This window comes from Streptomyces inhibens (genome assembly GCF_003389455.1).
GTDB lineage: Bacteria > Actinomycetota > Actinomycetes > Streptomycetales > Streptomycetaceae > Streptomyces > Streptomyces inhibens.
The window spans coordinates 1-22108 of sequence record NZ_QUAC01000089.1; the positions used below are offsets into that span (position 1 = coordinate 1).

Below are 22108 nucleotides of genomic sequence, written 5' to 3' on the forward strand. Positions count from 1 at the left end.
TGGCCGGCGCGGCGCTGCGGGCCGGCGTCGCGGTCGCGTCCGGCCGCCCCTCCTTCGCCGCCGAGCCGCCGGCCGCCCATTTCCGGCTGAGCTTCGCCGCCGCGGCCGGCACCGGCGACATCGCGGAAGGCATCCGCAGGCTCCGTACGGCCTGCACGGAACTGGCGGTCCCGGTGGACTGACCAGGCGCTCGTCCGCCTATGGGTCCGGCCTATCGGTTCGACGCCGCCCCCACCCGTCTGCCAACCTCCGGGCATGACCGAACACGCCCTCGACGGCTACGAGATCTCCACCGACCCGGCGCGCTTGGACGCCGACCTGGTCCACCACTGGCTGTCCACCGACGCCTACTGGGCCCTGGACCGCCCCCGGAACCTGCATGACCGCGCCGTCGCGGGCTCGCTCAACTTCGGCCTGTACGAGTCCGGTTCCGGCCGCCAGGCCGCATACGCCCGTCTCGTCACCGACCACGCCACCTTCGCCTGGCTCTGCGATGTCTATGTCTGCCGCGACGACCGCGGCAAGGGCCTGGGCACGGCCCTGGTCGAGGCCATCGCCGATCACATGGGGCCCAGCGGGCTGAGCCGGCTGACACTCGCCACCAAGGACGCCCACGGTGTGTACGAGAAGGTCGGCTTCCGCAGCCTGGTGTCCCCGGAACAGTGGATGACCCTCGGGCTGATCGACCCGGGTCCTGTCGATATCTGATCAACCGGGGTCGTCCGGCCGGTGCTGCTCTTACCATCGGCGAATGAGCGTTCGACTCAAACTGCTCGCCGCGGCCCGCAGCTCCTCGCTGCTGGAGACGCGGTTCGACGACGACCGCCCGCTCGACGCCGCCGGATGGTACGAGGCCGAACGGGCGGCCCCTGTCCTGTGCCGGCTGGCCGCCGCGGAACTGCGCTACTGCTCGCCGTCCGCGCGCTGCCGGGAAACCGGCGAGGCGCTCGGACTGCGCCCGCTCGCCCAGCCGGCGCTCCGCGACTGCGACATGGGCCGCTGGCGCGGCCGTACGCTGGGCGAGGTGACCGCCGCCGAGCCGCGCGCGGTGGAGGCCTGGCTCGCCGACCCGCGCTCCGCCCCGCACGGCGGGGAATCGCTGCTGGCCTTCATCACCCGCGTCGGCGGCTGGCTGGACACCCGGCCCGTCGAGGACGCCGACGGGCTCCTCGCGGTCGCCGAGCCCGGCGTCGTCCGCGCCGCCCTGGTCTATGTGCTCCAGGCGCCGCCGCACGCGTACTGGCGGATCGATGTCCAGCCGCTGTCGGTGACCACGCTCACCGGCCGCTCCGGCAAGTGGGACCTCCAGCTGGAGGCGTGAGCCGCAACGCGGTCACGGACTCCTTCGCGAGGTCAGGGTGTGCGACGGGGCCGCCCCGTCGCACCACCCGGAAGGCTCATCCCGGCCACTCCGCTGTACGGGGCACAGACAATCGCGTGACCTGCGGGAAAGGCGCGCGGACGGGCCCGGTCCCCGGCAGTTGGCCCCGGACGCGGCACACGATCGAGGTGCGTACCGCCCGGCCGGGCGCTTCTCTCGGGTTATGCATATACGCCACATTCCGCTGTACGCGCTGGCGGCCGGCGCGCTCGCGGTGTCCGTCCTGCTCTTCGGCGACGGTGACGGTGCCGACGCCGCGACGGACGGCGCCACCGATGCCGTGGCCGGGGCGGTCACCGACGCCGTGGCCAAAGCCGCCCCCGCCGCGGGCAGCTCGTCGCATGCGGTGGTCGTCCAGCCCGACCCGGTGGCGCCGGGCGCCGCCTTCTCCGTCTACGACGGCGGCAACTGCTCGGGCGACACCGCCGAGGCCACCTTCGACAGCGCGGACATCCCCACCATGCAGCTGGCCACCCTGAGCAACCAGGTGGGCGGCACCGCGATCATGCCGGAGGGCACGGCGCCCGGTTCCTACACCGTCACCGTCACCTGCGGCGGCCGAGCGGGCGCGGAACAGAGCCATGCGGCGTACGACGACGAGTCCGGCGCCCCGTACAGCGCGCGGGACGTGCACCAGGAGGCGGGCGACCACGGCGACGGCCACGGCAAGGACCGCGACAGCGACCACGGCGACGGCCCCCAGACCTACACCGGCACCGTGGTCGTCTCCGGCGACGCCGACGAGATCGTCCCCCAGGGCGGCTCACACACCGGCCTCGGCGGAGCGGCCGGCACCGGCCCGGCCGCCACGACGCTCGGCGGCGTGCTGCTGATGGGCGCGGCCGGCTGGGGAGCCCTCGCCCACCGCCGGCGCGCCCGCGGCACCCGGAGCTGACGGCGGTGATCCCGCAGCCGCCCCGGCGCGGCATCGTCATCGGCCTCGTCATCGCCCTCGCGGTGGCGGGAGCGCTCGCCCTCGCCGCCGCCCGGCTGCGCGACCGCGACGCCACCAGCGAGGTCGAACGCGGTACCCGCACCGTCCCGCGCACCGAAATAGCCCGGATGATCAGCGGCCAGCTCACCCTGCCGTTCCGCAACGGTCCCGACGCGGTGCGCTGCTTCGGCGACCTCCGGGCCGTGCCCTACGCCGAGGTGCGCTGCACGGCGCACTTCCCCATCGGCCCGGACCGCCATCTGACCGTCGAGGTCACCCGCGTCCAGCACAACAAGGTCACCTACCGCCGCCACTCCTGACCCGGCCGTCCTACGGCTTCAGAGCCAGCGCGGCCAGCCCGGAACCGTCCATCAGGAACGGCACCGAGCTGTGCGCATGCGTGATCTTCCAGCTGCCGTCGATCCTGCGCAGGCCGACGGTGGCCCGGCTCCAGAGATCCACCTTGAAGCCGTCCGTCTTCGTCCCCTGCATCCGGTTGATGCTGTGGGCGAAGGCGACATCGTCGCCAACGGTGATCTCCACCTGCGTCAGCGACACCTCGATGGGGCCGTCCCACGTCGCGTACCAGGCCTCGACGGCCTCGCGGTCCAGCGCTGCCGGTCCCTTGACCTGTAGCGGGGGAGCGAGGCTGAAGTCCACGACCTCCGGCGCGCAGTGGCCGAGGAACCGCCGCGCATCCCGGTCCGTCGTCGCCGCCGCCCGGTCCTCCAACAGCTCCCGGATCCGTGCCTCGTCCGTTTTCCGCTCGATGTCGGTGGTCATGAGGGCTCCTCCCGTTGAACGGCGCCGAAGCGCTCCGGAATGGGTGTGCAACGGGTAGACGGCGACGCGGGCCGAAACTCATCGTCCCGGGCCCCGGCGGCCGCCCCGTCAGCTGTCCGTCAGAGCGGTGCGCAGCGCGCCCAGCCAGTGCGCGGTGGTGCGGCGGGCCAGCTCGCTCTCGGGCGCGTACGCCTCGAAGAGATGCCAGGCGCCGGGCACATCCTTCACTTCGACCGGCACCTGTGCCTCCGTCAGACGCCGGGCGTAGTCGAGCCCTTCGTCCCGCAGGGGGTCGGCTCCGCAGGTGAGGACGTATGCGGGCGGGAGGCCGGAGAGGTCGGTGGCCCGGGCGGGCGCCGCGTACGCGGGGACGTCGGGGCCTCGGTCGGCGCCCAGGTAGGTGTCCCAGGTGTGCCGGGTGCCGGTCCCGTTGAGGATGCGGCGGTCCTGGACCCGCCGCATCGAGGCGCTGCCGCCGCGGTCGTCGAGGCAGGGGATCAGCAGCCCCTGGAAGGCGATCCGCGGGCCCTGCCGGTCGCGGGCCATCAGGCACACGGCGGCGCTCAGACAGCCGCCCGCGGACGCTCCGGTGACGGCGATCCGCTCGGTGTCGATGCCGAGTTCACCGGCGGAAGCGGCCATCCACTCCAGGGTGGCGTAGCAGTCCTCGACGCCGGCCGGGTACCGGTGTTCGGGGGCCAGCCGGTAGTGGACATTGACCACGACCGCTCCGGCCGTGGCGCATGCGTCGCGCGCCATCGGGCTCGGCCCGTCCAGCTCCCCGTACGCGAAGCCGCCCCCGTGGATGTAGAGCACACCCGGCAGTACGCCCTCGGCGCCGGCGGGGCGCAGCACCTGGACGTCGACGGTGTTGCCGTCCGGCCCGGTGAGGGAGGTGTGCCGGATGGTGATCCGGGGGTCGTGTGCGGGCATCCGCGGTGCCATCAGCGCCCGGAAGCCGGCGCGGAGAGCCTCCATGTCGGCGTACGGGTTCTCGGGCCGCGGCGGCAACGCGGCGAAGGTTTCGGCCAGTTCCGGATGGATGTGGTCGTGGTGGAGCTGTGCGCGCGTGAGGGCGCTCATTCGTTTTCCCCGTTCTCGGGCAGCAAGAGCTGTTCCGCAAAGGCTGTTTCGCAAGAGCTGTTCAGCGGCCACCGGTCGATCACCGACTGACCGATGCCTGATCGCCGAAGTCTCACCATCTCATTGATATGGTCTCGACGAGAGGGAAGGTATGGTCTCAACGAGATGGTGTCAAGGGGAGTGAGGAGCCGAGGATGGCGGAGTACAGCCCGGCGCGGTACGTCGTGCTCGGTCTGATCGCCCGGCACGGGCCGATGACGCCGTACGAGCTCAAGGCCCGGGTCGAGGACGACATCCAGCCCTTCTGGCCGATCCTGCATGCGCAGCTCTACCGGATCCCGCCGGAGCTGGCGCGCGACGGCCTCCTCCGGGAGGAGGCCGAGGAGGCGGGCCGTCGGCGGCGGATCTTCCATCTGACCGACGCGGGGCGCACGGCCCTCGACCGCTGGCTGGCCGACCCGGACACCGCCGAGGCGGAGACCCGCGACCCGGCGCAGCTGAAGCTCTTCTTCGCCGACCTCGGCGAACCCGCCGACATCGTCGCGCTGGCCATCCGGCAGGCCGAACGCCACCGCAAGTGGCTCGCCCACTACGCGTCGCTGCGGGGCGCGCTCGATCCGTCGCAGGATTCCCGGCAGCGCTCGCGGGCCCGGCTGCTGCGGCTCGGCGTGCTGCACGAGCGGGCCCATGCCGAATTCTGGGAGTCGGTGGCCGCCGATCCGGACCGGCTCGACGACTGAGCCGGCCGGCCCGTACGCCGCTACCGTGCCGGCCGCAGCGCCGCCGGCTCGCGGGTCAGCCAGGCGTTCGCCGCCTCGACCCGGCTGCCGACCCGCAGCTTCGCGTAGGCGTGCTCCAGATGTTTGTCGACGGTGCGCGGGCTGATCGCCAGGCGGTGGGCGATCTGTTGGTTGGTCAGACCGCGGGCGAGCAGGGTGAGTACGGCGGACTCGCGGCGGGTGACGAGGGGCGGCCCGGGCTCCGGCGGGGCGAGCCGGTTGAGGGCGCGGCTGAGCCGGGTGCGCAGCAGCGCGGCGGCCGCCACATCGTCGTCGGAGAAGTCGCTGTCGCGGCGGCTGATCGCCACACACACCTTGCGCGGCACGCCCGCGGCATAGCCCGCGGGGAACGACATCGCCAGCTGCTGCTCGGCGCCGAACAGCCGGTAGACATCGGTATAGGCGGCGAGGGCGTGGAATTCGCTGCGGGTCTGGAGGGTGGAGCGCCGCATCGGGGTGCCGGGGCCGAGGGTGGTGTGCCGGACGAGGGAGTCGGTGGCCGACTCACGGGCGAAGGCTGCCCGGACATCGTCGGTCAGGAGGCCGGCCGGCAGGGTGAGCGGGCGGTCGCTCTCCCCGGCGCGGGGTGCCCAGATGATGCTGTCGCCGGGAACCGCGCCGAGCAGCAGCGGAAGCAGTGCCGGAACGAGGGTCTCCTCGTCGACGGCATCCAACAGGAGGTCCACGACGGCCAGAATGCGTCGCAGGCCGACCTCCGCGGCCGCGCTCATGTTCCCAGCGTGACGAGGGGGCAGAGGTCAGTCAAGCGAGGGCCACCCGGCCGGCCGGGGGAAGACCGGCCGGGCGCGTCAGGCGTTGTTAACGCCCGACGGCATAGACGCGGTTGACCGGGCTCTCGGCGGCGAGCTGCCAGTGATGGAGTCCGGCTTCGTCGGCGATCTCCCGCATCGCCTCCTCACCCGCGTGGTTTCCCAGTGCCTGCGGACCGTGCTGGGCCAGCGCGGACGGCAGGCAGACGGCGACCGAGGCGGCGGTCAGCGCCCGGCCGACGGGGTTGGCGTTCTCCTGCGCGTTCGCCGAGGCGTTCGGCTCCACGATCATGCAGGTCCCGCCCTCGGCCAGGGCCTGCTCGGCGTGGTGCAGCGCGCCGCCCGGGTCGCCGATGTCATGCAGACAGTCGAAGAACGTGATCAGGTCGAAGTCCTCGCCGGGGAAGTCCTGGGCGCCGGCGACCTCGTAGCTGACCCGGTCGCCCAGTCCCTGCTCGGCCACGATGCCGCGGGCCGCTTCGATGGACGGACGGTGGAAGTCGAAGCCCTGGAAGTGCGAGCGGGGAAAGGCCTGCGCCATGAGCGTCGTGGAGTAGCCGTAGCCGCACCCGACGTCCGCGACCCGTGCGCCGCGCTCCAGCTTCTCCACCACACCGTCCAGCGCGGTCAGCCACTCCGGGACCAGCGCGGCCGCATAACCGGGGCGGAAGAACTTCGCGGTGCCGGCGAACAGCGCCGGGCCGTGCTCTTCCCAGCCGACGCCCTCCCCGGTGCGGAAGGCGTTCATGAGGGCGTCCTCGGTGGCGTAGACGGCCTGCATCACGGTGAAGAAGCCCGCCACGTACGTGGGCAGCTCCGGGTCCGCCAGGACGGCGGCGTGCTCGTCGGGCAGCTGATAGGTGTCGGTGTCGGGCGCGTAGGTGACGTACTCGCCGGCCACCTGGGCGGCCAGCCACTCGCGTACATAGCGTTCGACGAGGCCGGTACGGTTCGCGAGCTGTGCGGAGGTGAGCGGGCCTGCGCCGGCCATGGCCGTGTACAGGCCGAGCCGGTCGCCGAGCGAGGTGCACAGACCGGCGACCGCGGCGCCGCCGTCGGTGATCACCTTCTCCAGGAACTCCCTCACCCGGTCCTGGTCCACGGCAGCTTCAGAGGTGACGTCGGCGGGCATCGCCATGGCTCTCACCTCCTCGTCCTCTTCCACTGCAGCAGTGCGGCCACCCCTCGCGCCATACGGGATTCGCCGTATACGGCGGGTCGGGGCAACCGGCCGACACTGGGAGACGAGGAGGTGTGCCATGCGCAAGAAGGTCGACTGCAGGGACTACCCGAGCGAAGTGAACTGCACCCTCGTCATCACCGGCGAGGAGGACGAAGTGGTCCGCGCCGCCAGCGAGCACGCCGTATCCGTCCACGGACACACGGACAGCCCCGAGCTGCGGCAGCAGATCAGGACGATGCTGAAGGACGAGGTTCCGCAGCACGCCTGAGTCACGGCGGGGACGACGCCGCCCCTGAGGGGGCGGCGCTCTCGCCATGCCGGAAGTCATTGCATAAAACTGCCACTATCCGTATAGTCATGCCATCAAGGAGGAGGGCCCATGACGGTACGAGCAGCAGTGGCCGGTGCGAGCGGATACGCGGGGGGTGAAGTGCTGCGTCTGCTTCTGGGGCACCCGGAGGTGGAGATCGGCGCGCTGACCGGGCACTCCAACGCCGGGCAGCGCCTGGGATCGCTCCAGCCGCATCTGCTTCCGCTGGCCGACCGGGAGCTCCAGGCGACCTCGGCCGAGGTACTGGCCGGCCACGATGTCGTCTTTCTCGCGCTGCCGCACGGCCAGTCTGCCGCGGTCGCCGAGGAGCTCGGGCCCGATGTGCTCGTCGTGGACTGCGGCGCGGACTTCCGGCTCGACGACGCCGCCGACTGGGAGACGTTCTACGGCTCGGCCCACGCGGGCACCTGGCCGTACGGCCTCCCGGAGCTGCCCGGAGGCCGCGCCGCACTGCAGGGGACCCGGCGCATCGCGGTCCCGGGCTGCTACCCCACCGCCGTCTCGCTCGCGCTCTTCCCCGCGTACGCGGACCGGCTCGCCGAGCCCGAGGCCGTGATCGTCGCGGCCACCGGCACCTCCGGCGCGGGCAAGGCGCTCAAACCGCATCTGCTGGGCTCCGAGGTCATGGGCTCGATGAGCCCGTACGGCGTCGGCGGCGGGCACCGGCACACCCCCGAGATGATCCAGAACCTGAGCGCGGTGGCCGGCGAGCGGATCAGCGTCTCCTTCACCCCGACCCTGGCGCCCATGTCCCGCGGCATCCTCGCCACCTGCTCGGCGAAGGCAAAGCCCGGTGTGGACGCCGCCGCCGTACGGGCCGCGTACGAGAAGGCGCTGGCCGACGAGCCGTTCGTACGGCTGCTGCCCGAGGGGCAGTGGCCGTCGACCGCCGCCGTGTACGGCTCCAACGCCGCCCAGATCCAGGTCGCGTTCGACGCGGCGGCCGGCCGGATCATCGCGATCAGCGCCATCGACAACCTCACCAAGGGCACCGCCGGCGGCGCGGTGCAGAGCATGAACATTGCCCTGGGGCTCCCCGAGGAGCTCGGGCTTTCGACGATCGGAGTCGCACCGTGAGCGTCACGGCAGCAAAGGGATTCACGGCAGCGGGCATCGCCGCCGGGATCAAGGCCCCTCTGGCCAATGGAAGCGGCGGCAACCTGGACCTCGCCCTCGTGGTGAACAACGGGCCGCGACTGGCCGCCGCCGGCGTCTTCACCTCCAACCGCGTCAAGGCCGCCCCGGTGGTCTGGTCCGAGCAGGTCCTCAAGGGCGGCCGGGTCTCCGCGGTGATCCTCAACTCCGGTGGCGCCAACGCCTGTACGGGCCCGCTCGGCTTCCAGGACACCCACGCCACCGCGGAGAAGGTCGCCGAGGTGCTCGACGGACACAGCGCCGGAGAGGTCGCGGTCGCCTCCACGGGACTGATTGGTATCCGGCTCCCGATGGACAAGCTGCTGCCGGGAGTTGAGCAGGCCGCGGCCGAACTCAGCGAGCACGGCGGCGAGAAGGCCGCCATCGCCATCAAGACCACCGACAGCGTGCACAAGACGGCGGTCGTCACACAGGACAACTGGACCGTCGGCGGGATGGCCAAGGGCGCCGGCATGCTCGCGCCGGGTCTGGCCACCATGCTCGTCGTGCTGACCACCGACGCCGATCTGCCGGCAGCCGACCTCGACACGGCGCTGCGCGCGGCGACCCGGACCACCTTCGACCGGGTCGACTCCGACGGCTGTATGTCCACCAACGACACGGTGCTGCTGCTGGCGTCCGGCGCCTCCGGCGTGGTGCCGGAGGCCGCCGCGTTCGCCGAGGCGGTCCGCACGGTCTGCGATGACCTGGCACGGCAGCTGATCGGGGACGCCGAGGGCGCCAGCAAGGACATCCGGATCGAGGTCGTGGGCGCGGCCAGCGAGGACGACGCGGTCGAGGTCGGCCGCTCCATCGCCCGTAACAACCTCCTCAAGTGCGCCATCCACGGCGAGGACCCCAACTGGGGCCGGGTGCTCTCCGCCATCGGCACCACCTCCGCCGTCTTCGAGCCCGACCAGCTGAACGTCGCCATCAACGACGTCTGGGTCTGCAAGAACGGCTCCGTGGGCGAGGACCGCGATCTGGTCGACATGCGCTACCGGGAGGTGCGGATCACCGCCGACCTCGCCGCCGGCACCGAGTCCGCGGTCATCTGGGCCAACGACCTCACCGCCGACTACGTCCATGAGAACAGCGCGTACTCGTCATGAGTACGCGAAAGCACACCGCGCTCCCCAAGGCCCGCACCCTCATCGAGGCGCTGCCCTGGCTGACCCGGCATCACGGCAAGACCGTCGTCATCAAGTTCGGCGGCAACGCCATGATCGACGAGGAGCTCAAGCGCGCCTTCGCCCAGGACGTGGTCTTCCTGCGGCACGCCGGACTGCGCCCCGTCGTCGTGCACGGCGGCGGCCCGCAGATCAGCGCCCAGCTGGATCTGCTCGGCCTGGAATCGGAGTTCAAGGGCGGTCTGCGGGTCACCACGCCCGAGGCGATGAACATCGTACGGATGGTGCTGGCCGGCCAGGTACAGCGCGAGCTCGTCGGACTGCTCAACGAACACGGCCCGCTCGCCGTCGGCATGACCGGCGAGGACGCCCATCTGATGACCGCCACCAAGCACTACGCCGATGTCGACGGCGAGCGGGTGGACATCGGCCGGGTCGGTGAGATCACCGCCATCGACCCCGGTGCGGTCCAGGCGCTCCTGGACGACGGCCGGATCCCGGTCATCTCCTCCATCGCCCGCAGCAACGACGACGAGGACACTGCCGCCGGCGCACCCGGCGTCTTCAACGTCAACGCGGACACCGCGGCGGCCGCGCTGGCCGCGGCGCTCGGCGCCGAGACGCTGATGGTGCTCACCGACGTCGAGGGCCTCTATGAGGACTGGCCGAACAGCGACGAGGTGATCTCCCGCCTCACCGCCACCCAACTGGAGAAGCTGCTGCCCGACCTGGCCAGTGGCATGGTCCCCAAGATGCAGGGCTGTCTGTACGCCGTCCGCAACGGTGTGCACACCGCCCGGGTCATCGACGGGCGGGTCCAGCACTCGATCCTGCTGGAGATTTTCACGGACGAAGGCATCGGCACGATGGTCGTGCCGGACGCCAACACCATCGAGGGGGCGACATGAGCGACGCGGCGCACACCAACGGCCCGGCCACCAACGCGGGCCTCACCCGGCGCTGGCAGGGCGCCATGATGGACAACTTCGGCACCCCCCGCATCCCGCTGGTACGCGGTGAGGGCGCCAAGGTGTGGGACGCCGACGGCAAGGAGTACCTCGACTTCCTCGGCGGCATCGCGGTCAACGCCCTCGGCCACGCCCACCCCGCGGTGGTCCGCGCCGTCTCCGACCAGGTCGCCACCCTCGGCCATGTCTCGAACTTCTTCGTCAGCGAGCCCACCGTGGCCCTCGCCGAGCGCCTGCTCGCCCTCGCCGGACGCCCCGGCCGGGTCTACTTCTCCAACTCCGGCGCCGAGGCCAACGAAGCCGCCTTCAAGATCGGCCGGCTGACCGGGCGCATCCACATGGTCTCCACCGCCGGCGGTTTCCACGGCCGGACCATGGGCGCCCTCGCGCTCACCGGCCAGCCCGCCAAGCAGGCCCCGTTCGCCCCGCTGCCCGGCGACGTCAGCTATGTCCCGTACGGGGATGTGGACGCGCTCCGGGCCGCCGTCACCACCGACACCGCCTTCGTCATCCTGGAGCCCGTACAGGGCGAGAACGGCGTCGTCGTGCCGCCGCCCGGTTACCTCCGGGCCGCCCGCGAGATCACCGCCGCCACCGGCACCCTGCTCGTGTTCGACGAGATCCAGACCGGCATCGGCCGGACCGGACACTGGCTGGAGTCCCAGGCCCAGGGCGTCGAGGCCGACATCATCACCCTCGCCAAGGGTCTGGGCGGCGGCCTCCCGATCGGCGCCACCCTCGCCTTCGGCCCCGCCGCCGACCTGCTCACCCCCGGCTCGCACGGCTCGACCTTCAGCGGCAACCCGGTCGTCTGCGCGGGCGCCCTCGCCGTTCTGGACACCATCGAGGCCGACGGCATCCTCGACCACGTCAAGCGGGTGGGCGAGCAACTGCGGGGCGGAATCGAAGCGCTCGGGCACCCATTGGTCGGCCAGGTCCGCGGTGCGGGCCTCCTCCTGGGTATCGTCTTGACGGAGTCCCTCGCGCCGAAGGTGCAGCAGGCGGCTCAGGACGCGGGCCTCCTGGTGAACGCGGTCGCGCCGGACGTCGTCCGGCTCGCCCCGCCGCTGATCGTCTCCGACGACGAAGCGGAGGTGTTCCTCCGGAAGCTCCCCGCCGTCCTCGACGCGGCCCGGCAAGGGACCGACGGGGAACAACGATCCGGAGACTGACGACAACGATGACCGAGCCGCAGGACAACGAGGTGCACAACGGCGGCCAGGCCGTCCCGCAGACCCGCACCGCCCGCCACCGCCGGATCGTGGACATCCTCAACCGGCAGGCGGTCCGCTCCCAGAGCCAGCTCGCCAAGCTGCTCGCCGACGACGGCCTGTCCGTCACCCAGGCGACGCTCTCGCGCGACCTGGACGAGCTGGGCGCGGTGAAGATCCGCAACACGGGTGGTGAGCTGATCTACGCGGTGCCCAGTGAGGGCGGCGACCGCAAACCGCGGGCGCCGCTGGGCGAGTCGGCCAAGGAGGAGCGGATGCGCCGCCTCTCCGGCGAACTCCTCATCTCCGCCGAGGCGTCCGCCAACCTCGTCGTCCTGCGCACCCCGCCGGGCGCCGCCCAGTTCCTGGCCTCGGCCATCGACCAGGCCGAACTGCACGACATCCTCGGCACCATCGCGGGCGACGACACCCTGATGCTCATCAGCCGCGACCCGTCGGGCGGCCAGGCGCTGGCCGACCATCTGCTGCGGCTGGCGCAGAAGGCGCACTGAGGCACCCGACCGGCCCGGAGTGGCCAAAAGTGCTCACATGCATGCATAGAGTGACGGAGGTCTGACAACCCTCTGTGCTGCGCCGGCCGGGCCCGGTCCCGCAGGAAGGAGCCGACCAGGTGGCCCGTTCCCGGAGGGTCTGTTCCGGTGGTGGTCACGCGATCCACCTGCCGATGGTCGGCGGACCGATCGCGGTCGGCTTCCACCTTCACGGGGTCGACCGGCTGCTGCTGGACGCCCGCACACTCGCCAAGATCTTCAATGGGCGGATCACGCGCTGGAACGATCCGGCGATCGCCCGGCTCAACAAGGGCGTCACGCTGCCGTCGACGCCGATCCGGACGTTCCACCGCGCCGACTCCTCCGGCACGACGGACAATTTCACCGCGTACCTCGGCGCCACCGCCCCGGGCGACTGGCCGTATCCGCACAGCAAGGAGTGGACGGCCAAGGGCGGCCGCGGTCACGCGCATGATCCGTACGGTCTCGATCGACACCGGCGCGCCGTCCCCGGTGGACGTCAATGTGATCGCCGCCTCCCACGCGATCGCCGGCGCCAAGACCGTCGGGACCGGCAATGACCTCCTGCTCCAGCTCGACTACCGGACCAAGGTCCCGGGGGCCTGCCCGATCGACGTGGTCACCTACGAGATCGTCTGCGACAAGGGCAACAAACCGGCGACATGGTCCGCCACCAAGGCGTTTCTGACGTATATGGCCAGCCGGAAGGGCCAGGAGAACCTGACTTTCCAGGGCTATGCCACGCTCCCGGCCGCTGTCGTGGAAAGGGTCCGCGGCGAGATCGGCACGCTGTCGTGATGCCGATGTGGCGGCCGGCGGACGGGCCGGCTGACGGATGGTGAGTTCCCGTTGTCCGCACGGCCGGCCTCTCCGAGCCGTGCGGGCAACGCAAAAGGCCCGCTGATCTGGGATTTCTCCCGGATCAGCGGGCCTTTTCGCACCGTCGGGACGACAGGATTTGAACCTGCGACCCCTTGACCCCCAGTCAAGTGCGCTACCAAGCTGCGCCACGTCCCGGTGCTCGAACCGGCCGGAAGTTTCCCGGCCGGGGTGTGCAGAAGAAAAATACCCTGTCCCGGGCCATGAATCCAAAGCGGGTCCCCCGGAGTGCCTCTCCGGGGGCGTGGAGAGGGTCTCGGCGGGGCCCTTGTTTCCGTGATTCGATGAAGATATGGGCGAAATGTCGACGAATGACGCTATCCGGGTGCGCCGGGTGTACGAGCCGCCGGAGCCGGCGGACGGGGCGCGGGTGCTGGTCGACCGGCTGTGGCCGCGCGGGCTGTCCAAGGAGGACGCGCTGCTCACCGAATGGTGCAAGGACGCGGCGCCCTCGTCCGAGCTGCGCCGTTGGTACCGCCATGAGGGGGAGCGGTTCGAGCGGTTCGCCGAGCGCTATCGCGAGGAGCTGGCACAGGAGACGGCGCAGCGGGCCCTGGGGCGGCTGCGGGAGCTCGCCGCAAAGGGGCCGCTGACGCTGCTGACGGCGACGAAGGAGGTGTCGGCCGGCCATGTGACCGTACTGCTCGATGTGCTGAGGGAGGGGGCGTGAGAGCCTGCGCTGCGCCGTTGGCCCGTCGCTGACCTGCATGTTCACCGATGCATTGACGAAACATACGGTGGAGTGCATACTTATGCTCATCAGTGAATGCACCGTAAGGAGAAACCCGTGACCGAGCGCGTCGTACTCGCCTACTCGGGCGGACTGGACACCTCTGTCTGCATCGGCTGGATCGCCGAGGAGACGGGCGCCGAGGTCATCGCCGTTGCCGTGGACGTCGGCCAGGGTGGCGAGGACCTGGACGTCATCCGCAAGCGTGCGCTTGCCTGCGGTGCGGTCGAGGCCGAGGTCGCGGACGCCAAGGACGAGTTCGCCGATGAGTACTGCCTCCCGGCGATCAAGGCCAATGCTCTGTACATGGACCGCTACCCGCTGGTCTCCGCCCTCTCCCGGCCGACCATCGTCAAGCACCTGGTCGCCGCCGCCAAGAAGCACGGCGCCACCACCGTCGCCCACGGCTGCACCGGCAAGGGCAACGACCAGGTTCGCTTCGAGGCCGGCATCTCCTCCCTCGCCCCCGACCTGAAGTGCATCGCGCCGGTCCGTGACTACGCGATGACCCGGGACAAGGCGATCGCCTTCTGCGAAGAGAAGAACCTGCCGATCGCGACGACCAAGAAGTCGCCGTACTCGATCGACCAGAACGTCTTCGGGCGGGCCGTGGAGACCGGCTTCCTGGAGGACATCTGGAACGCGCCGATCGAGGACGTGTACGAGTACACCCAGAACCCGGCGACCCCCCGGGAGGCCGACGAGGTCATCCTCACCTTCAAGGAAGGTGTCCCGGTCGCCATCGACGGCAAGCCCGTCACCGTCCTGCAGGCCATCCAGCAGCTCAACGAGCGGGCCGGCGCCCAGGGCATCGGCCGGATCGACATGGTCGAGGACCGGCTGGTCGGCATCAAGTCCCGTGAGGTGTACGAGGCGCCCGGTGCCCTCGCGCTGATCACCGCGCACCAGGAGCTGGAGAACGTCACCGTCGAGCGCGAACTGGCCCGCTACAAGCGGCAGGTCGAGCAGCGCTGGGGCGAGCTGGTCTACGACGGCCTGTGGTTCTCGCCGCTCAAGCGGGCCCTGGAAGGCTTTATCAACGAGGCCAACCAGCAGGTCAGCGGCGACATCCGGATGACCCTGCACGGCGGCCGGGCGGTCGTCACCGGCCGGAGGTCCGACCAGTCGCTGTACGACTTCAACCTGGCGACGTACGACACCGGCGACACCTTCGACCAGTCGCTCTCGAAGGGCTTCATCGAGCTCTTCGGGATGTCGAGCAAGATCGCGGCCAAGCGCGACCTGGCCTGAGCCCGTCTCGTTACTTCCGTACGACGACCGCCTCCCTGCCTTCGCGGGGAGGCGGCGGCACATCGACAGCCTTGAGGAGCAGAGCAAAGTGAGCAACGGAAACAGCGGTGACGTACGGCTGTGGGGCGGCCGTTTCGCCGACGGCCCGGCAGAGGCGCTGGCCCAGCTGTCGGCGTCCGTCCACTTCGACTGGCGGCTGGCCCCGTACGACATCGCCGGCTCCCGTGCGCATGCCCGGGTGCTCCACAAGGCGGGCCTGCTCACCGAGGACGAGCTGACCCGTATGCTCGCCGGGCTCGACCAGCTCGAAGCGGATGTCGCCGACGGCTCGTTCACCGGCACCGTCGCCGACGAGGACGTGCACACGGCTCTGGAGCGCGGGCTGCTGGAGCGGCTCGGCCCGGACCTCGGCGGCAAGCTGCGGGCCGGCCGGTCGCGTAACGACCAGGTCGCCACGCTCTTCCGGATGTATCTGCGCGACCACGCCCGGATCATCGGCGGGCTGATCGCCGACCTCCAGGAGGCGCTGGTCTCTCTCGCCGAGGCCCACCCGGACGTTGCGATGCCGGGCCGCACCCATCTCCAGCACGCCCAGCCGGTGCTCTTCGCCCACCATGTGCTGGCGCATGTGCAGTCGCTGTCCCGGGACGCCGAGCGGCTGCGGCAGTGGGACGACCGCACCGCCGTCTCCCCGTACGGTTCGGGCGCGCTGGCCGGCTCCTCGCTCGGCCTCGACCCGGAGGCGGTCGCCGCGGACCTCGGCTTCGAGCACGGCAGTGTGGGGAACTCCATCGACGGGACGGCCTCCCGGGACTTCGTCGCCGAGTTCGCCTTCATCACCGCGATGATCGGCGTGAACCTCTCCCGGATCGCCGAGGAGATCATCATCTGGAACACGAAGGAGTTCTCCTTCGTCACCCTCCACGACGCCTTCTCGACCGGCTCGTCGATCATGCCGCAGAAGAAGAACCCGGACATCGCGGAGCTGGCGCGCGGCAAGTCCGGTCGCCTGATCGGCAATCTGACCGGTCTGATGGCGACGCTCAAGGCGCTGCCGCTGGCGTACAACCGGGATCTGCAGGAGGACAAGGAGCCGGTCTTCGACTCCTGTGACCAACTGGAGGTGCTGCTCCCGGCGTTCACCGGCATGATGGCCACCCTGACCGTCAACCGCGAGCGGATGGAAGAGCTGGCCCCGGCCGGTTTCTCGCTGGCCACCGACATCGCGGAGTGGCTGGTCAAGCAGGGCGTGCCGTTCCGGGTGGCGCACGAGGTCGCGGGCGAGTGCGTCAAGGAGTGCGAGGCGCACGGCATCGAGCTGGACCAGCTCACCGACGAGCAGTTCGCCAAGATCTCGCCACATCTGACCCCTGAGGTCCGCGACGTCCTCAACGTCCCCGGCGCGCTCGCCTCGCGCAGCGGCCGCGGCGGCACCGCCCCCTCGGCGGTGGCGGTCCAGCTCGCCGAGGTGCGGGCCGATCTGGTGACGCAGCAGGAGTGGGCGGCGGCCAAGAAGCAGCCGTANTCCAGCTCGCCGAGGTGCGGGCCGATCTGGTGACGCAGCAGGAGTGGGCGGCGGCCAAGAAGCAGCCGTAGCCGGCAGAGGAAGAGGAGGGCGGCCCGTACCCGGGAGACCGGGGGCGGGCCGTCGTCGTAGGTGCCGGAGAAAAATAGTGAGACATCAGTGTCTCATTCGGCTATTGTATGTCTCATGGCCGTGGATCGTGAACGGGTACTCAAGGAAGCCGCCGCGCTGCTCACGCGCCGGGCGACGACGTCGATGGACGAGATCGCCCGCGCCGCGGGCATCAGCCGCGCGACCCTGCACCGGCACTTCGCCGGACGGGACGCCCTGATCCGGGCTCTGGAGGAGCACGGGATCGCACAGTTCGCGCAGGCGATGGACGCCGCGCGGCTGGAGGAGGGGGACGCGGCCGATGCGCTGCGCCGGCTGATCGAGGAGGCCGAACCGGTCGCCGCCGTGCTGGCCTTCCTCTTCACCGAGAACCAGCTCTTCGAGGGCGGCGAGATCAACGCCGGCTGGGCACGGCTCGACGCCCGTATCACCGCCCTCTTCCGCCGCGGCCAGGAAGAGGGCGGCTTCCGGATCGATCTGAGCGCCGCCTGGCTCACCGAAGCGCTCTACGGCCTGATGGGCGCCGGCGCCTGGGCCGTGCACGAAGGGCGCGTCGCCCGCAACGACCTCAACCACTCGATCGCCGAGCTGCTGCTCGGCGGCATCCGACGGAGCATGGAGAAATGACCGAGACCATAGCGTCAGGACCGGCAGGTTCGGCCCATGTGGACGACCAGCCCCGGCCGGGCCGCTGGCTCGCGCTCGCCGTCCTCGTCCTCGCCGTCCTGCTGGTCGGCGTCGACGCCACGGTCCTCGGCCTCGCCACCCCCTTCCTCAGCGAGGACCTGCGCCCGTCCGGGACCCAGCTGCTGTGGATCGGTGACATCTACTCCTTCGTCATCGCCGGCCTGCTGGTGTCCATGGGCAGCCTCGGCGACCGCATCGGCCGTAAGAAGCTGCTGCTGATCGGCTCCGTCGGCTTCGGCGCGATGTCGGTGCTCGCCGCGTACGCCTCCAGCCCGGAGATGATGATCCTGGCCCGTGCGTTGCAGGGTGTGGCCGGTGCGACGCTGATGCCGTCCACCCTCGCGCTGATCCGCAACCTCTTCCACGACCCCAAGGAACGCAGCCTCGCCATCGGTATCTGGGGCGCGATGGCCTCGGCCGGCATGGCCGTCGGGCCGGTCCTCGGCGGATTTCTGCTGGGGCACTTCTGGTGGGGTTCGGTCTTCCTGATCAACCTTCCGGTGATGGCGCTGCTGGTGGCCGTCGGCGCCAAGGTGATCCCGGAGTCGCGCAATCCGGATCCCGGGCCCTGGGACATCCCCAGCGTGCTGCTGGCCCTGGTGGGCATCGTCTGTGTCGTCTACGCCATCAAGGAAGCGGCGGTGGAGGGCTACCGCTGGGACATCGCGTTTGCGGCCGTCATCGGCGTGCTCGCACTGATCGTGTTCGTCCGTCGGCAGCTCACCCTCGAATCGCCGCTGCTGAACATGAAGCTCTTTCACCACCGGGGATTCTCGGGCGCGGTGCTGGCCGATCTGCTGACCATCCTCGGGCTGTCCGGACTGGTCTTCTTCCTCTCCCAGTTCCTTCAGATGGTGCAGCTGCGCTCGCCGCTGAACGCCGGGCTCGTCGAACTCCCGGCGGCGGTCGGCGCGGTGGGCGCGGGCCTGGCCGCCGGCTGGGTCGCCCGGCGGCTGTCCGTACGGATCGTGGTGGCCGGCGGCCTGGCCGTGGTCGGGCTCGCGCTCGCCGGCTGCACCACCCTGCACGGGGACACCGGTACCGCCGCGCTGTGCATCATCCTGTTCGTCGTCGGCGTCGGCGCCGGTTTCTCGTTCACCGTCACCGCCGATGTGATCCTCTCCAATGTGCCCAAGGAGGAGGCCGGCGCCGCCTCCGCGGTCTCCGAGACCGCCTACGAACTGGGCGCGGCCCTCGGCATCGCCCTGCTCGGCTCCATCGTCACCAGCATCTACCGGGGCTTCGCGACGCCCCTGGGGGTGCCCGAGCCGGTCGCCGACGCCGCCCGCGAATCGCTCGGCGGCGCCTTCGAGACGGCCGGGCAACTCCCCGCCGACCAGGGCGCGGCGCTGATGAAGGCCGCTCAGGACTCCTTCGTCAACGGGGTGGATGTCGCGGCCGGAGTGGGCGCGGCGGTCCTGCTGGCCGCCGCGGGCGCCGCGTGGTTCCTGCTGCGTGGCCAGGAGCTGGGCAGCAGCCCGGTCGCGGGCGCGCCCGTGGCGTTCACGGCCGACGGGCCGGAGGCGGGCTTCGGGTCCGGTGCTACGACCGGGTCCGGTTCCGCCGCCGAACGCCCGTAGCGGCAGCGAAAAATCCCGCCGCGACGGCGCTCGGCCCCGGCGGTGAGGTTCCGGCGCTACCGATGACGGCAGCAGGTACGGCGTACCGCTGATCCGCCGGACGGTGGCATGCGCCCCGCCCCAGGGCGTGTCCGGTGGATCAAGGCGCCGCGCACCCGCCATGATCCCCAGGACACGCCTTGGGGGCGACTGTCCCCCGCCCGTTCACGCCCGGTACGCGTCCTGGTGGCCGGCCGTCCCGCGCGGCTCGTTTGACTCTCCCGTCGTCCCCTAACGGACGGCCCGCTCAGGAGAGTGACGCAGTGCGCGACATCGGACGACGGTCTTTCTTCACCGCCGCGGGGGCCCTGGCCACCGCGAGCGCCATCGGGAGCAACGCCTACGCCACCGGCCACGCCCGCGACGCGGCCACCGCCGACGAATACGTCGACGTCCAACTCCTCAACATCACCGATCTGCACGGCTATCTGCAGGGCGCCCCGGGTGCCAACTCCGTCATCACCGGCGCCGGCGGCAAGAAGTACACGGTCGGCGGCGTCGCCTATATGGCCGCCCACCTGGAGCGACTGCGCGACGGCCGCCGCAACTCGCTCTTCTTCGCCCCCGGCGACCTCTTCTCCGGCTGGGAGTTCGACGCCTCCTCCTTCGCCGACGAGCCCACCATCGAGGCGCTCAACGCCATGGGACTGGACTTCGCCTCGGCCGGCAACCATGAATTCGACAAGTCGGCGACGTTCTTGACCTCGCACATGGAAGACGGTGACGCCTTTCCCGTCGTCGGCCGCGACGACGACTTCAAGGACTCCACCGGCCGCCGCTTCCGTGGCGCGAACTTCCCGTACTACAGCGCCAACATGGTGTGGAACGCGACCGGTGAGCCCGTCCTCGCGCCGTACAACATCGCGTACGTGGACACCGGCCGCGGCCGCCGGCTGCCGATCGGCTTCATCCATCTGACCGCCATCGGCACCGAATCCTTCCCCGGCTCCTACCAGCCGGGACTGCGCACCCTGGACGAACTGGAGACCGCCAACCGCTGCGCCGCCCAGCTGAAGTCACGCGGCGTCAACGCGATCGTGCTCAGCATGCACGACGGCGCGGTGGCCGGCAGCGACTTCTCCAGCGGCAGCAACCCCTCGGGACCCGCCTACGAACTGGCGCTGCGCGCCTCCCCGGACATCGACGCCATCGTCACCGGCCACTGGCACTGCGCCTTCACCATGATGCTGCCCGACCCCGACGGCGTCCCCCGCCCGTTCGTCGAGGCCGGCTGCTACGGCCAGATCATCAACGAGATCAATCTGCGTCTGGACCCGGACACCGGAGCGGTGGTCCGGGAGCTGACCACGTCCACCAACCACCCCAACACCCGGGATGTGACGCCGGACCCGGAGCTGCGGTCGATCGCCGGCTACTGGGCGGACCGCGGCTCCCGGCGCGCCCGCTCCCGGATCGGCACCCAGAGCGCCTCCTTCACCCGGCGCCGCAACGCCGTGGGGGAGAGCACCATGGGCAATCTCGTCGCCGACTGGGCCCTGTGGGCGGGCCGGCAGCCGCTCGGACCGATGGCCGACCCGGCCGACCACCCCAACACCCCCGCGGAGCTCGCCGTCATCGTGGTCGCGCCGCGCGTCGGCCAGGGCGTGATCGCCGGCGATCTGATCCGTGACGAGGAATCGGACGGCACCGTCACCTTCGGCCAGGCCTGGAACGCCGTCGGCTTCGGCGACCCGATCCTCACCGTCACCGTCACCGGCCGGCAGATCCACGACGCGCTGGAGGAGCAGTGGGCGCCGATCGCCGGCGGCGGCCTCGGCTTCGCGCCGCTGGCGGTCTCCGGCAATGTGCGCTACACCTTCGACGCCGCGGGCGGGGTCGGCCGGCGGATCGACCCCGCGGAGGTGTTCATCAACGGCACCGCACTCGACCTCACACGCCGCTACCGCCTCGCCGCCCCCTCGTACACCCTCATCAACCAGGACGGCTTCAGCGCCTTCACCGGATTCACCGCACCGGTCCGGCACACCCGCGACTTCGAGAGCTTTGTCGCCTTCGTACGGACGAAGAAGCAACTGGACCCCGCACCGCTGAACCGGGTGGCGGTCAAGAACGCCGAGGTGCCCGGCGCCCGCACCGGCACCGTCACCCAGCGCCAGCAGCTGCTCCGGGCCGACGGTAGCGTGGTGCCGCGGCCCGAGGCGGCACTGCGTACGGCGCTGACCGGCGGCGCCGAGGGCCAGCGCGCCCCCGGCGGCTTCCGGGTGCCCTGCTGACCCGCTCGCCGTCCGAGTGACAACGCAACGGGCCCCATCCGCGGAACGGATGGGGCCCGGTGTACGGCTGACGGGTCAGGCGGCCCTGGCCTTGGTGGCGTACATGTCGACGTACTCCTGGCCGGACAGCTCCATCACATCGCTCATCACCTCGTCGGTGACGGCCCGCAGGACGTAACGGTCGCGGTCCATACCGTCGTAACGGGAGAAGTCCAGCGCCTCACCGAAGCGGACGGTGACCGGCGCGATGCGCGGGCGGCCCTTGCCGCCGGGCTGCACCTTGTCCGTGCCGACCATCGCGAACGGCACGACGGGTGCGCCGGTCATCAGGGTCAGGCGGGCGATGCCCGTACGGCCGCGGTAGAGCCGGCCGTCGGGGGAGCGGGTGCCCTCGGGGTAGATACCGAAGACCTTGCCCTCCTCCAGGACCCGGCGGCCGGTCATCAGCGCCGCGACACCGCCGTGCCCGCCGTCCCGGTCCACCGGGATCATGCCGGTGCTGGTGAAGAACCAGGCCATCAGCCGGCCCTTGAGTCCCTTGCCGGTGACGTACTCGTCCTTGCCGATGAAGTACACCGGGCGCTTGACCACCAGGCCCAGGAACAGCGAGTCGATGAAGGTGACGTGATTGCCGGCCAGGATCACCGGTCCGGTCGCCGGAATGCGCTCCATGCCCTCGACCTTCGGGCGGTACAGGACACGCATGACGAATCCGAGAATCGCCTTGAGCACAATGCGGGACAACGGGCCCTCCGGGTCGTGGCTGGTCAATGTCAAGCGGGCGCAGAACTCTGCAGCCCAGGACGATACTCGCGGGTTACTCCCGCTCGCACATCGGGTTCACGAGGTCGA

24 protein-coding genes, 1 tRNA gene and 1 pseudogene are annotated in these 22108 nt (G+C 70.9%); 20 read left to right on the plus strand and 6 right to left on the minus strand.

Features of this window, described 5'->3' with window-relative positions; genetic code table 11:
- From DY245_RS12220 to DY245_RS12240, 5 genes and pseudogenes are all read left to right on the plus strand, one after another.
- Positions 1 to 182: pseudogene (locus DY245_RS12220) on the plus strand (PLP-dependent aminotransferase family protein); the annotation flags it as partial.
- Positions 183 to 255: 73 nt separating this feature from the next.
- Entirely contained in the window at positions 256 to 708 is a 453-nt protein-coding gene (locus tag DY245_RS12225; RefSeq protein WP_128506588.1) for a GNAT family N-acetyltransferase, read from the plus strand.
- A gap of 43 nt (positions 709 to 751) precedes the next feature.
- Positions 752 to 1321, plus strand: a complete 570-nt coding sequence (locus DY245_RS12230) for a histidine phosphatase family protein (protein ID WP_128506590.1) — start codon at positions 752 to 754, stop codon at positions 1319 to 1321.
- A gap of 223 nt (positions 1322 to 1544) precedes the next feature.
- Positions 1545 to 2276, plus strand: a complete 732-nt coding sequence (locus DY245_RS12235; protein WP_128506592.1) for a hypothetical protein — start codon at positions 1545 to 1547, stop codon at positions 2274 to 2276.
- A gap of 5 nt (positions 2277 to 2281) precedes the next feature.
- Complete coding sequence (locus tag DY245_RS12240) at positions 2282 to 2635, plus strand: DUF4333 domain-containing protein (protein ID WP_128506594.1); 354 nt, start codon at positions 2282 to 2284, stop codon at positions 2633 to 2635.
- Between the two features lie 10 nt (positions 2636 to 2645).
- On the opposite strand, the gene DY245_RS12245 is transcribed toward DY245_RS12240, so the two are convergent.
- Together DY245_RS12245 and DY245_RS12250 are read right to left on the minus strand one after the other, a co-directional pair.
- Positions 2646 to 3098: a YybH family protein gene (locus tag DY245_RS12245; protein WP_128506597.1), complete on the minus strand. Its 453-nt coding sequence runs from the start codon at positions 3096 to 3098 to the stop codon at positions 2646 to 2648.
- 108 nt (positions 3099 to 3206) lie between these two features.
- Positions 3207 to 4181: an alpha/beta hydrolase gene (locus tag DY245_RS12250; RefSeq protein ID WP_128506599.1), complete on the minus strand. Its 975-nt coding sequence runs from the start codon at positions 4179 to 4181 to the stop codon at positions 3207 to 3209.
- 194 nt (positions 4182 to 4375) lie between these two features.
- Here DY245_RS12250 and DY245_RS12255 point away from each other — a divergent pair, with 194 nt between their 5' ends.
- Entirely contained in the window at positions 4376 to 4921 is a 546-nt protein-coding gene (locus tag DY245_RS12255; protein ID WP_181923644.1) for a PadR family transcriptional regulator, read from the plus strand.
- A gap of 20 nt (positions 4922 to 4941) precedes the next feature.
- Here the strand turns inward: DY245_RS12255 and DY245_RS12260 are convergent, their stop codons facing one another.
- Both DY245_RS12260 and DY245_RS12265 read right to left on the minus strand, forming a co-directional pair.
- Positions 4942 to 5691, minus strand: coding sequence for a helix-turn-helix transcriptional regulator (locus DY245_RS12260; protein WP_128506603.1), 750 nt, complete (start codon positions 5689 to 5691; stop codon positions 4942 to 4944).
- A gap of 88 nt (positions 5692 to 5779) precedes the next feature.
- Positions 5780 to 6868, minus strand: coding sequence for a class I SAM-dependent methyltransferase (locus tag DY245_RS12265; protein WP_128506605.1), 1089 nt, complete (start codon positions 6866 to 6868; stop codon positions 5780 to 5782).
- Positions 6869 to 6989: 121 nt separating this feature from the next.
- Here DY245_RS12265 and DY245_RS12270 point away from each other — a divergent pair, with 121 nt between their 5' ends.
- From DY245_RS12270 to DY245_RS46175, 8 genes are all read left to right on the plus strand, one after another.
- Positions 6990 to 7181, plus strand: a complete 192-nt coding sequence (locus DY245_RS12270) for a DUF1059 domain-containing protein (RefSeq protein WP_128506608.1) — start codon at positions 6990 to 6992, stop codon at positions 7179 to 7181.
- A 111-nt stretch (positions 7182 to 7292) separates the two neighbouring features.
- On the plus strand, positions 7293 to 8321 hold the full coding sequence (argC, locus tag DY245_RS12275) for an N-acetyl-gamma-glutamyl-phosphate reductase (protein ID WP_128506610.1): 1029 nt from the start codon (positions 7293 to 7295) through the stop codon (positions 8319 to 8321).
- A complete protein-coding gene (gene argJ, locus DY245_RS12280) occupies positions 8318 to 9490 on the plus strand; it encodes a bifunctional glutamate N-acetyltransferase/amino-acid acetyltransferase ArgJ (RefSeq protein ID WP_128506612.1) in 1173 nt (390 codons plus the stop codon). The genes argC and argJ overlap by 4 nt, the downstream gene beginning before the upstream one ends.
- The gene (gene argB, locus DY245_RS12285) at positions 9487 to 10416 is read left to right on the plus strand and encodes an acetylglutamate kinase (protein ID WP_128506614.1); all 930 of its coding nucleotides are present in this window, start codon (positions 9487 to 9489) and stop codon (positions 10414 to 10416) included. Before argJ ends, argB begins: the two co-directional genes overlap by 4 nt.
- Positions 10413 to 11648: an acetylornithine transaminase gene (locus tag DY245_RS12290; RefSeq protein WP_128506616.1), complete on the plus strand. Its 1236-nt coding sequence runs from the start codon at positions 10413 to 10415 to the stop codon at positions 11646 to 11648. Before argB ends, DY245_RS12290 begins: the two co-directional genes overlap by 4 nt.
- An 8-nt stretch (positions 11649 to 11656) precedes the next feature.
- A complete protein-coding gene (locus DY245_RS12295) occupies positions 11657 to 12199 on the plus strand; it encodes an arginine repressor (protein WP_128506618.1) in 543 nt (180 codons plus the stop codon).
- 173 nt (positions 12200 to 12372) lie between these two features.
- Complete coding sequence (locus tag DY245_RS46170; protein ID WP_244942998.1) at positions 12373 to 12780, plus strand: substrate-binding domain-containing protein; 408 nt, start codon at positions 12373 to 12375, stop codon at positions 12778 to 12780.
- Positions 12671 to 13018 (plus strand): type 2 periplasmic-binding domain-containing protein, encoded by a 348-nt coding sequence (locus DY245_RS46175; RefSeq protein ID WP_244942999.1) that lies wholly within the window; start codon positions 12671 to 12673, stop codon positions 13016 to 13018. Before DY245_RS46170 ends, DY245_RS46175 begins: the two co-directional genes overlap by 110 nt.
- 145 nt (positions 13019 to 13163) lie before the next feature.
- Here the strand turns inward: DY245_RS46175 and DY245_RS12305 are convergent.
- Positions 13164 to 13237: transfer RNA gene (locus DY245_RS12305), tRNA-Pro, on the minus strand.
- Between the two features lie 154 nt (positions 13238 to 13391).
- Here DY245_RS12305 and DY245_RS12310 point away from each other — a divergent pair.
- The 6 genes from DY245_RS12310 to DY245_RS12335 all read left to right on the plus strand — a co-directional run bounded on the left by DY245_RS12310 (position 13392) and on the right by DY245_RS12335 (position 21256).
- Positions 13392 to 13769 carry a DUF488 domain-containing protein gene (locus DY245_RS12310; RefSeq protein ID WP_181923645.1) on the plus strand — a complete coding sequence of 126 codons (378 nt, stop codon included), beginning with the start codon at positions 13392 to 13394 and terminating at the stop codon, positions 13767 to 13769.
- Between the two features lie 117 nt (positions 13770 to 13886).
- Complete coding sequence (locus tag DY245_RS12315; protein WP_128506622.1) at positions 13887 to 15080, plus strand: argininosuccinate synthase; 1194 nt, start codon at positions 13887 to 13889, stop codon at positions 15078 to 15080.
- Positions 15081 to 15168: 88 nt separating this feature from the next.
- Positions 15169 to 16604, plus strand: a 1436-nt coding sequence (gene argH / locus DY245_RS12320) for an argininosuccinate lyase (protein ID WP_244942995.1), incomplete at its 3' end; no start/stop codon positions are given.
- A gap of 187 nt (positions 16605 to 16791) precedes the next feature.
- Positions 16792 to 17343 (plus strand): TetR/AcrR family transcriptional regulator, encoded by a 552-nt coding sequence (locus tag DY245_RS12325; protein WP_128506626.1) that lies wholly within the window; start codon positions 16792 to 16794, stop codon positions 17341 to 17343.
- A complete protein-coding gene (locus DY245_RS12330; protein ID WP_244942996.1) occupies positions 17340 to 18983 on the plus strand; it encodes an MFS transporter in 1644 nt (547 codons plus the stop codon). The genes DY245_RS12325 and DY245_RS12330 overlap by 4 nt, the downstream gene beginning before the upstream one ends.
- A gap of 302 nt (positions 18984 to 19285) precedes the next feature.
- The gene (locus tag DY245_RS12335) at positions 19286 to 21256 is read left to right on the plus strand and encodes a bifunctional metallophosphatase/5'-nucleotidase (protein WP_128506628.1); all 1971 of its coding nucleotides are present in this window, start codon (positions 19286 to 19288) and stop codon (positions 21254 to 21256) included.
- Between the two features lie 75 nt (positions 21257 to 21331).
- On the opposite strand, the gene DY245_RS12340 is transcribed toward DY245_RS12335, so the two are convergent.
- Positions 21332 to 22000: a lysophospholipid acyltransferase family protein gene (locus DY245_RS12340; protein WP_128506630.1), complete on the minus strand. Its 669-nt coding sequence runs from the start codon at positions 21998 to 22000 to the stop codon at positions 21332 to 21334.
- Between the last annotated feature and the right edge of the window lie 108 nt (positions 22001 to 22108).

Coding starts and splice junctions, on each gene's coding strand:
- DY245_RS12225 (WP_128506588.1), top strand. CDS start 256: ATGACCGAACACGCCCTCGACGGCTACGAGATCTCCACCGACCCGGCG.
- DY245_RS12230 (WP_128506590.1), top strand. CDS start 752: ATGAGCGTTCGACTCAAACTGCTCGCCGCGGCCCGCAGCTCCTCGCTG.
- DY245_RS12235 (WP_128506592.1), top strand. CDS start 1,545: ATGCATATACGCCACATTCCGCTGTACGCGCTGGCGGCCGGCGCGCTC.
- DY245_RS12245 (WP_128506597.1), bottom strand. CDS start 3,098: ATGACCACCGACATCGAGCGGAAAACGGACGAGGCACGGATCCGGGAG.
- DY245_RS12250 (WP_128506599.1), bottom strand. CDS start 4,181: ATGAGCGCCCTCACGCGCGCACAGCTCCACCACGACCACATCCATCCG.
- DY245_RS12255 (WP_181923644.1), top strand. CDS start 4,376: ATGGCGGAGTACAGCCCGGCGCGGTACGTCGTGCTCGGTCTGATCGCC.
- DY245_RS12260 (WP_128506603.1), bottom strand. CDS start 5,691: ATGAGCGCGGCCGCGGAGGTCGGCCTGCGACGCATTCTGGCCGTCGTG.
- DY245_RS12265 (WP_128506605.1), bottom strand. CDS start 6,868: ATGGCGATGCCCGCCGACGTCACCTCTGAAGCTGCCGTGGACCAGGAC.
- DY245_RS12270 (WP_128506608.1), top strand. CDS start 6,990: ATGCGCAAGAAGGTCGACTGCAGGGACTACCCGAGCGAAGTGAACTGC.
- argC (WP_128506610.1), top strand. CDS start 7,293: ATGACGGTACGAGCAGCAGTGGCCGGTGCGAGCGGATACGCGGGGGGT.
- argB (WP_128506614.1), top strand. CDS start 9,487: ATGAGTACGCGAAAGCACACCGCGCTCCCCAAGGCCCGCACCCTCATC.
- DY245_RS12290 (WP_128506616.1), top strand. CDS start 10,413: ATGAGCGACGCGGCGCACACCAACGGCCCGGCCACCAACGCGGGCCTC.
- DY245_RS12295 (WP_128506618.1), top strand. CDS start 11,657: ATGACCGAGCCGCAGGACAACGAGGTGCACAACGGCGGCCAGGCCGTC.
- DY245_RS46170 (WP_244942998.1), top strand. CDS start 12,373: ATGGTCGGCGGACCGATCGCGGTCGGCTTCCACCTTCACGGGGTCGAC.
- DY245_RS46175 (WP_244942999.1), top strand. CDS start 12,671: ATGATCCGTACGGTCTCGATCGACACCGGCGCGCCGTCCCCGGTGGAC.
- DY245_RS12310 (WP_181923645.1), top strand. CDS start 13,392: ATGGGCGAAATGTCGACGAATGACGCTATCCGGGTGCGCCGGGTGTAC.
- DY245_RS12325 (WP_128506626.1), top strand. CDS start 16,792: ATGGCCGTGGATCGTGAACGGGTACTCAAGGAAGCCGCCGCGCTGCTC.
- DY245_RS12330 (WP_244942996.1), top strand. CDS start 17,340: ATGACCGAGACCATAGCGTCAGGACCGGCAGGTTCGGCCCATGTGGAC.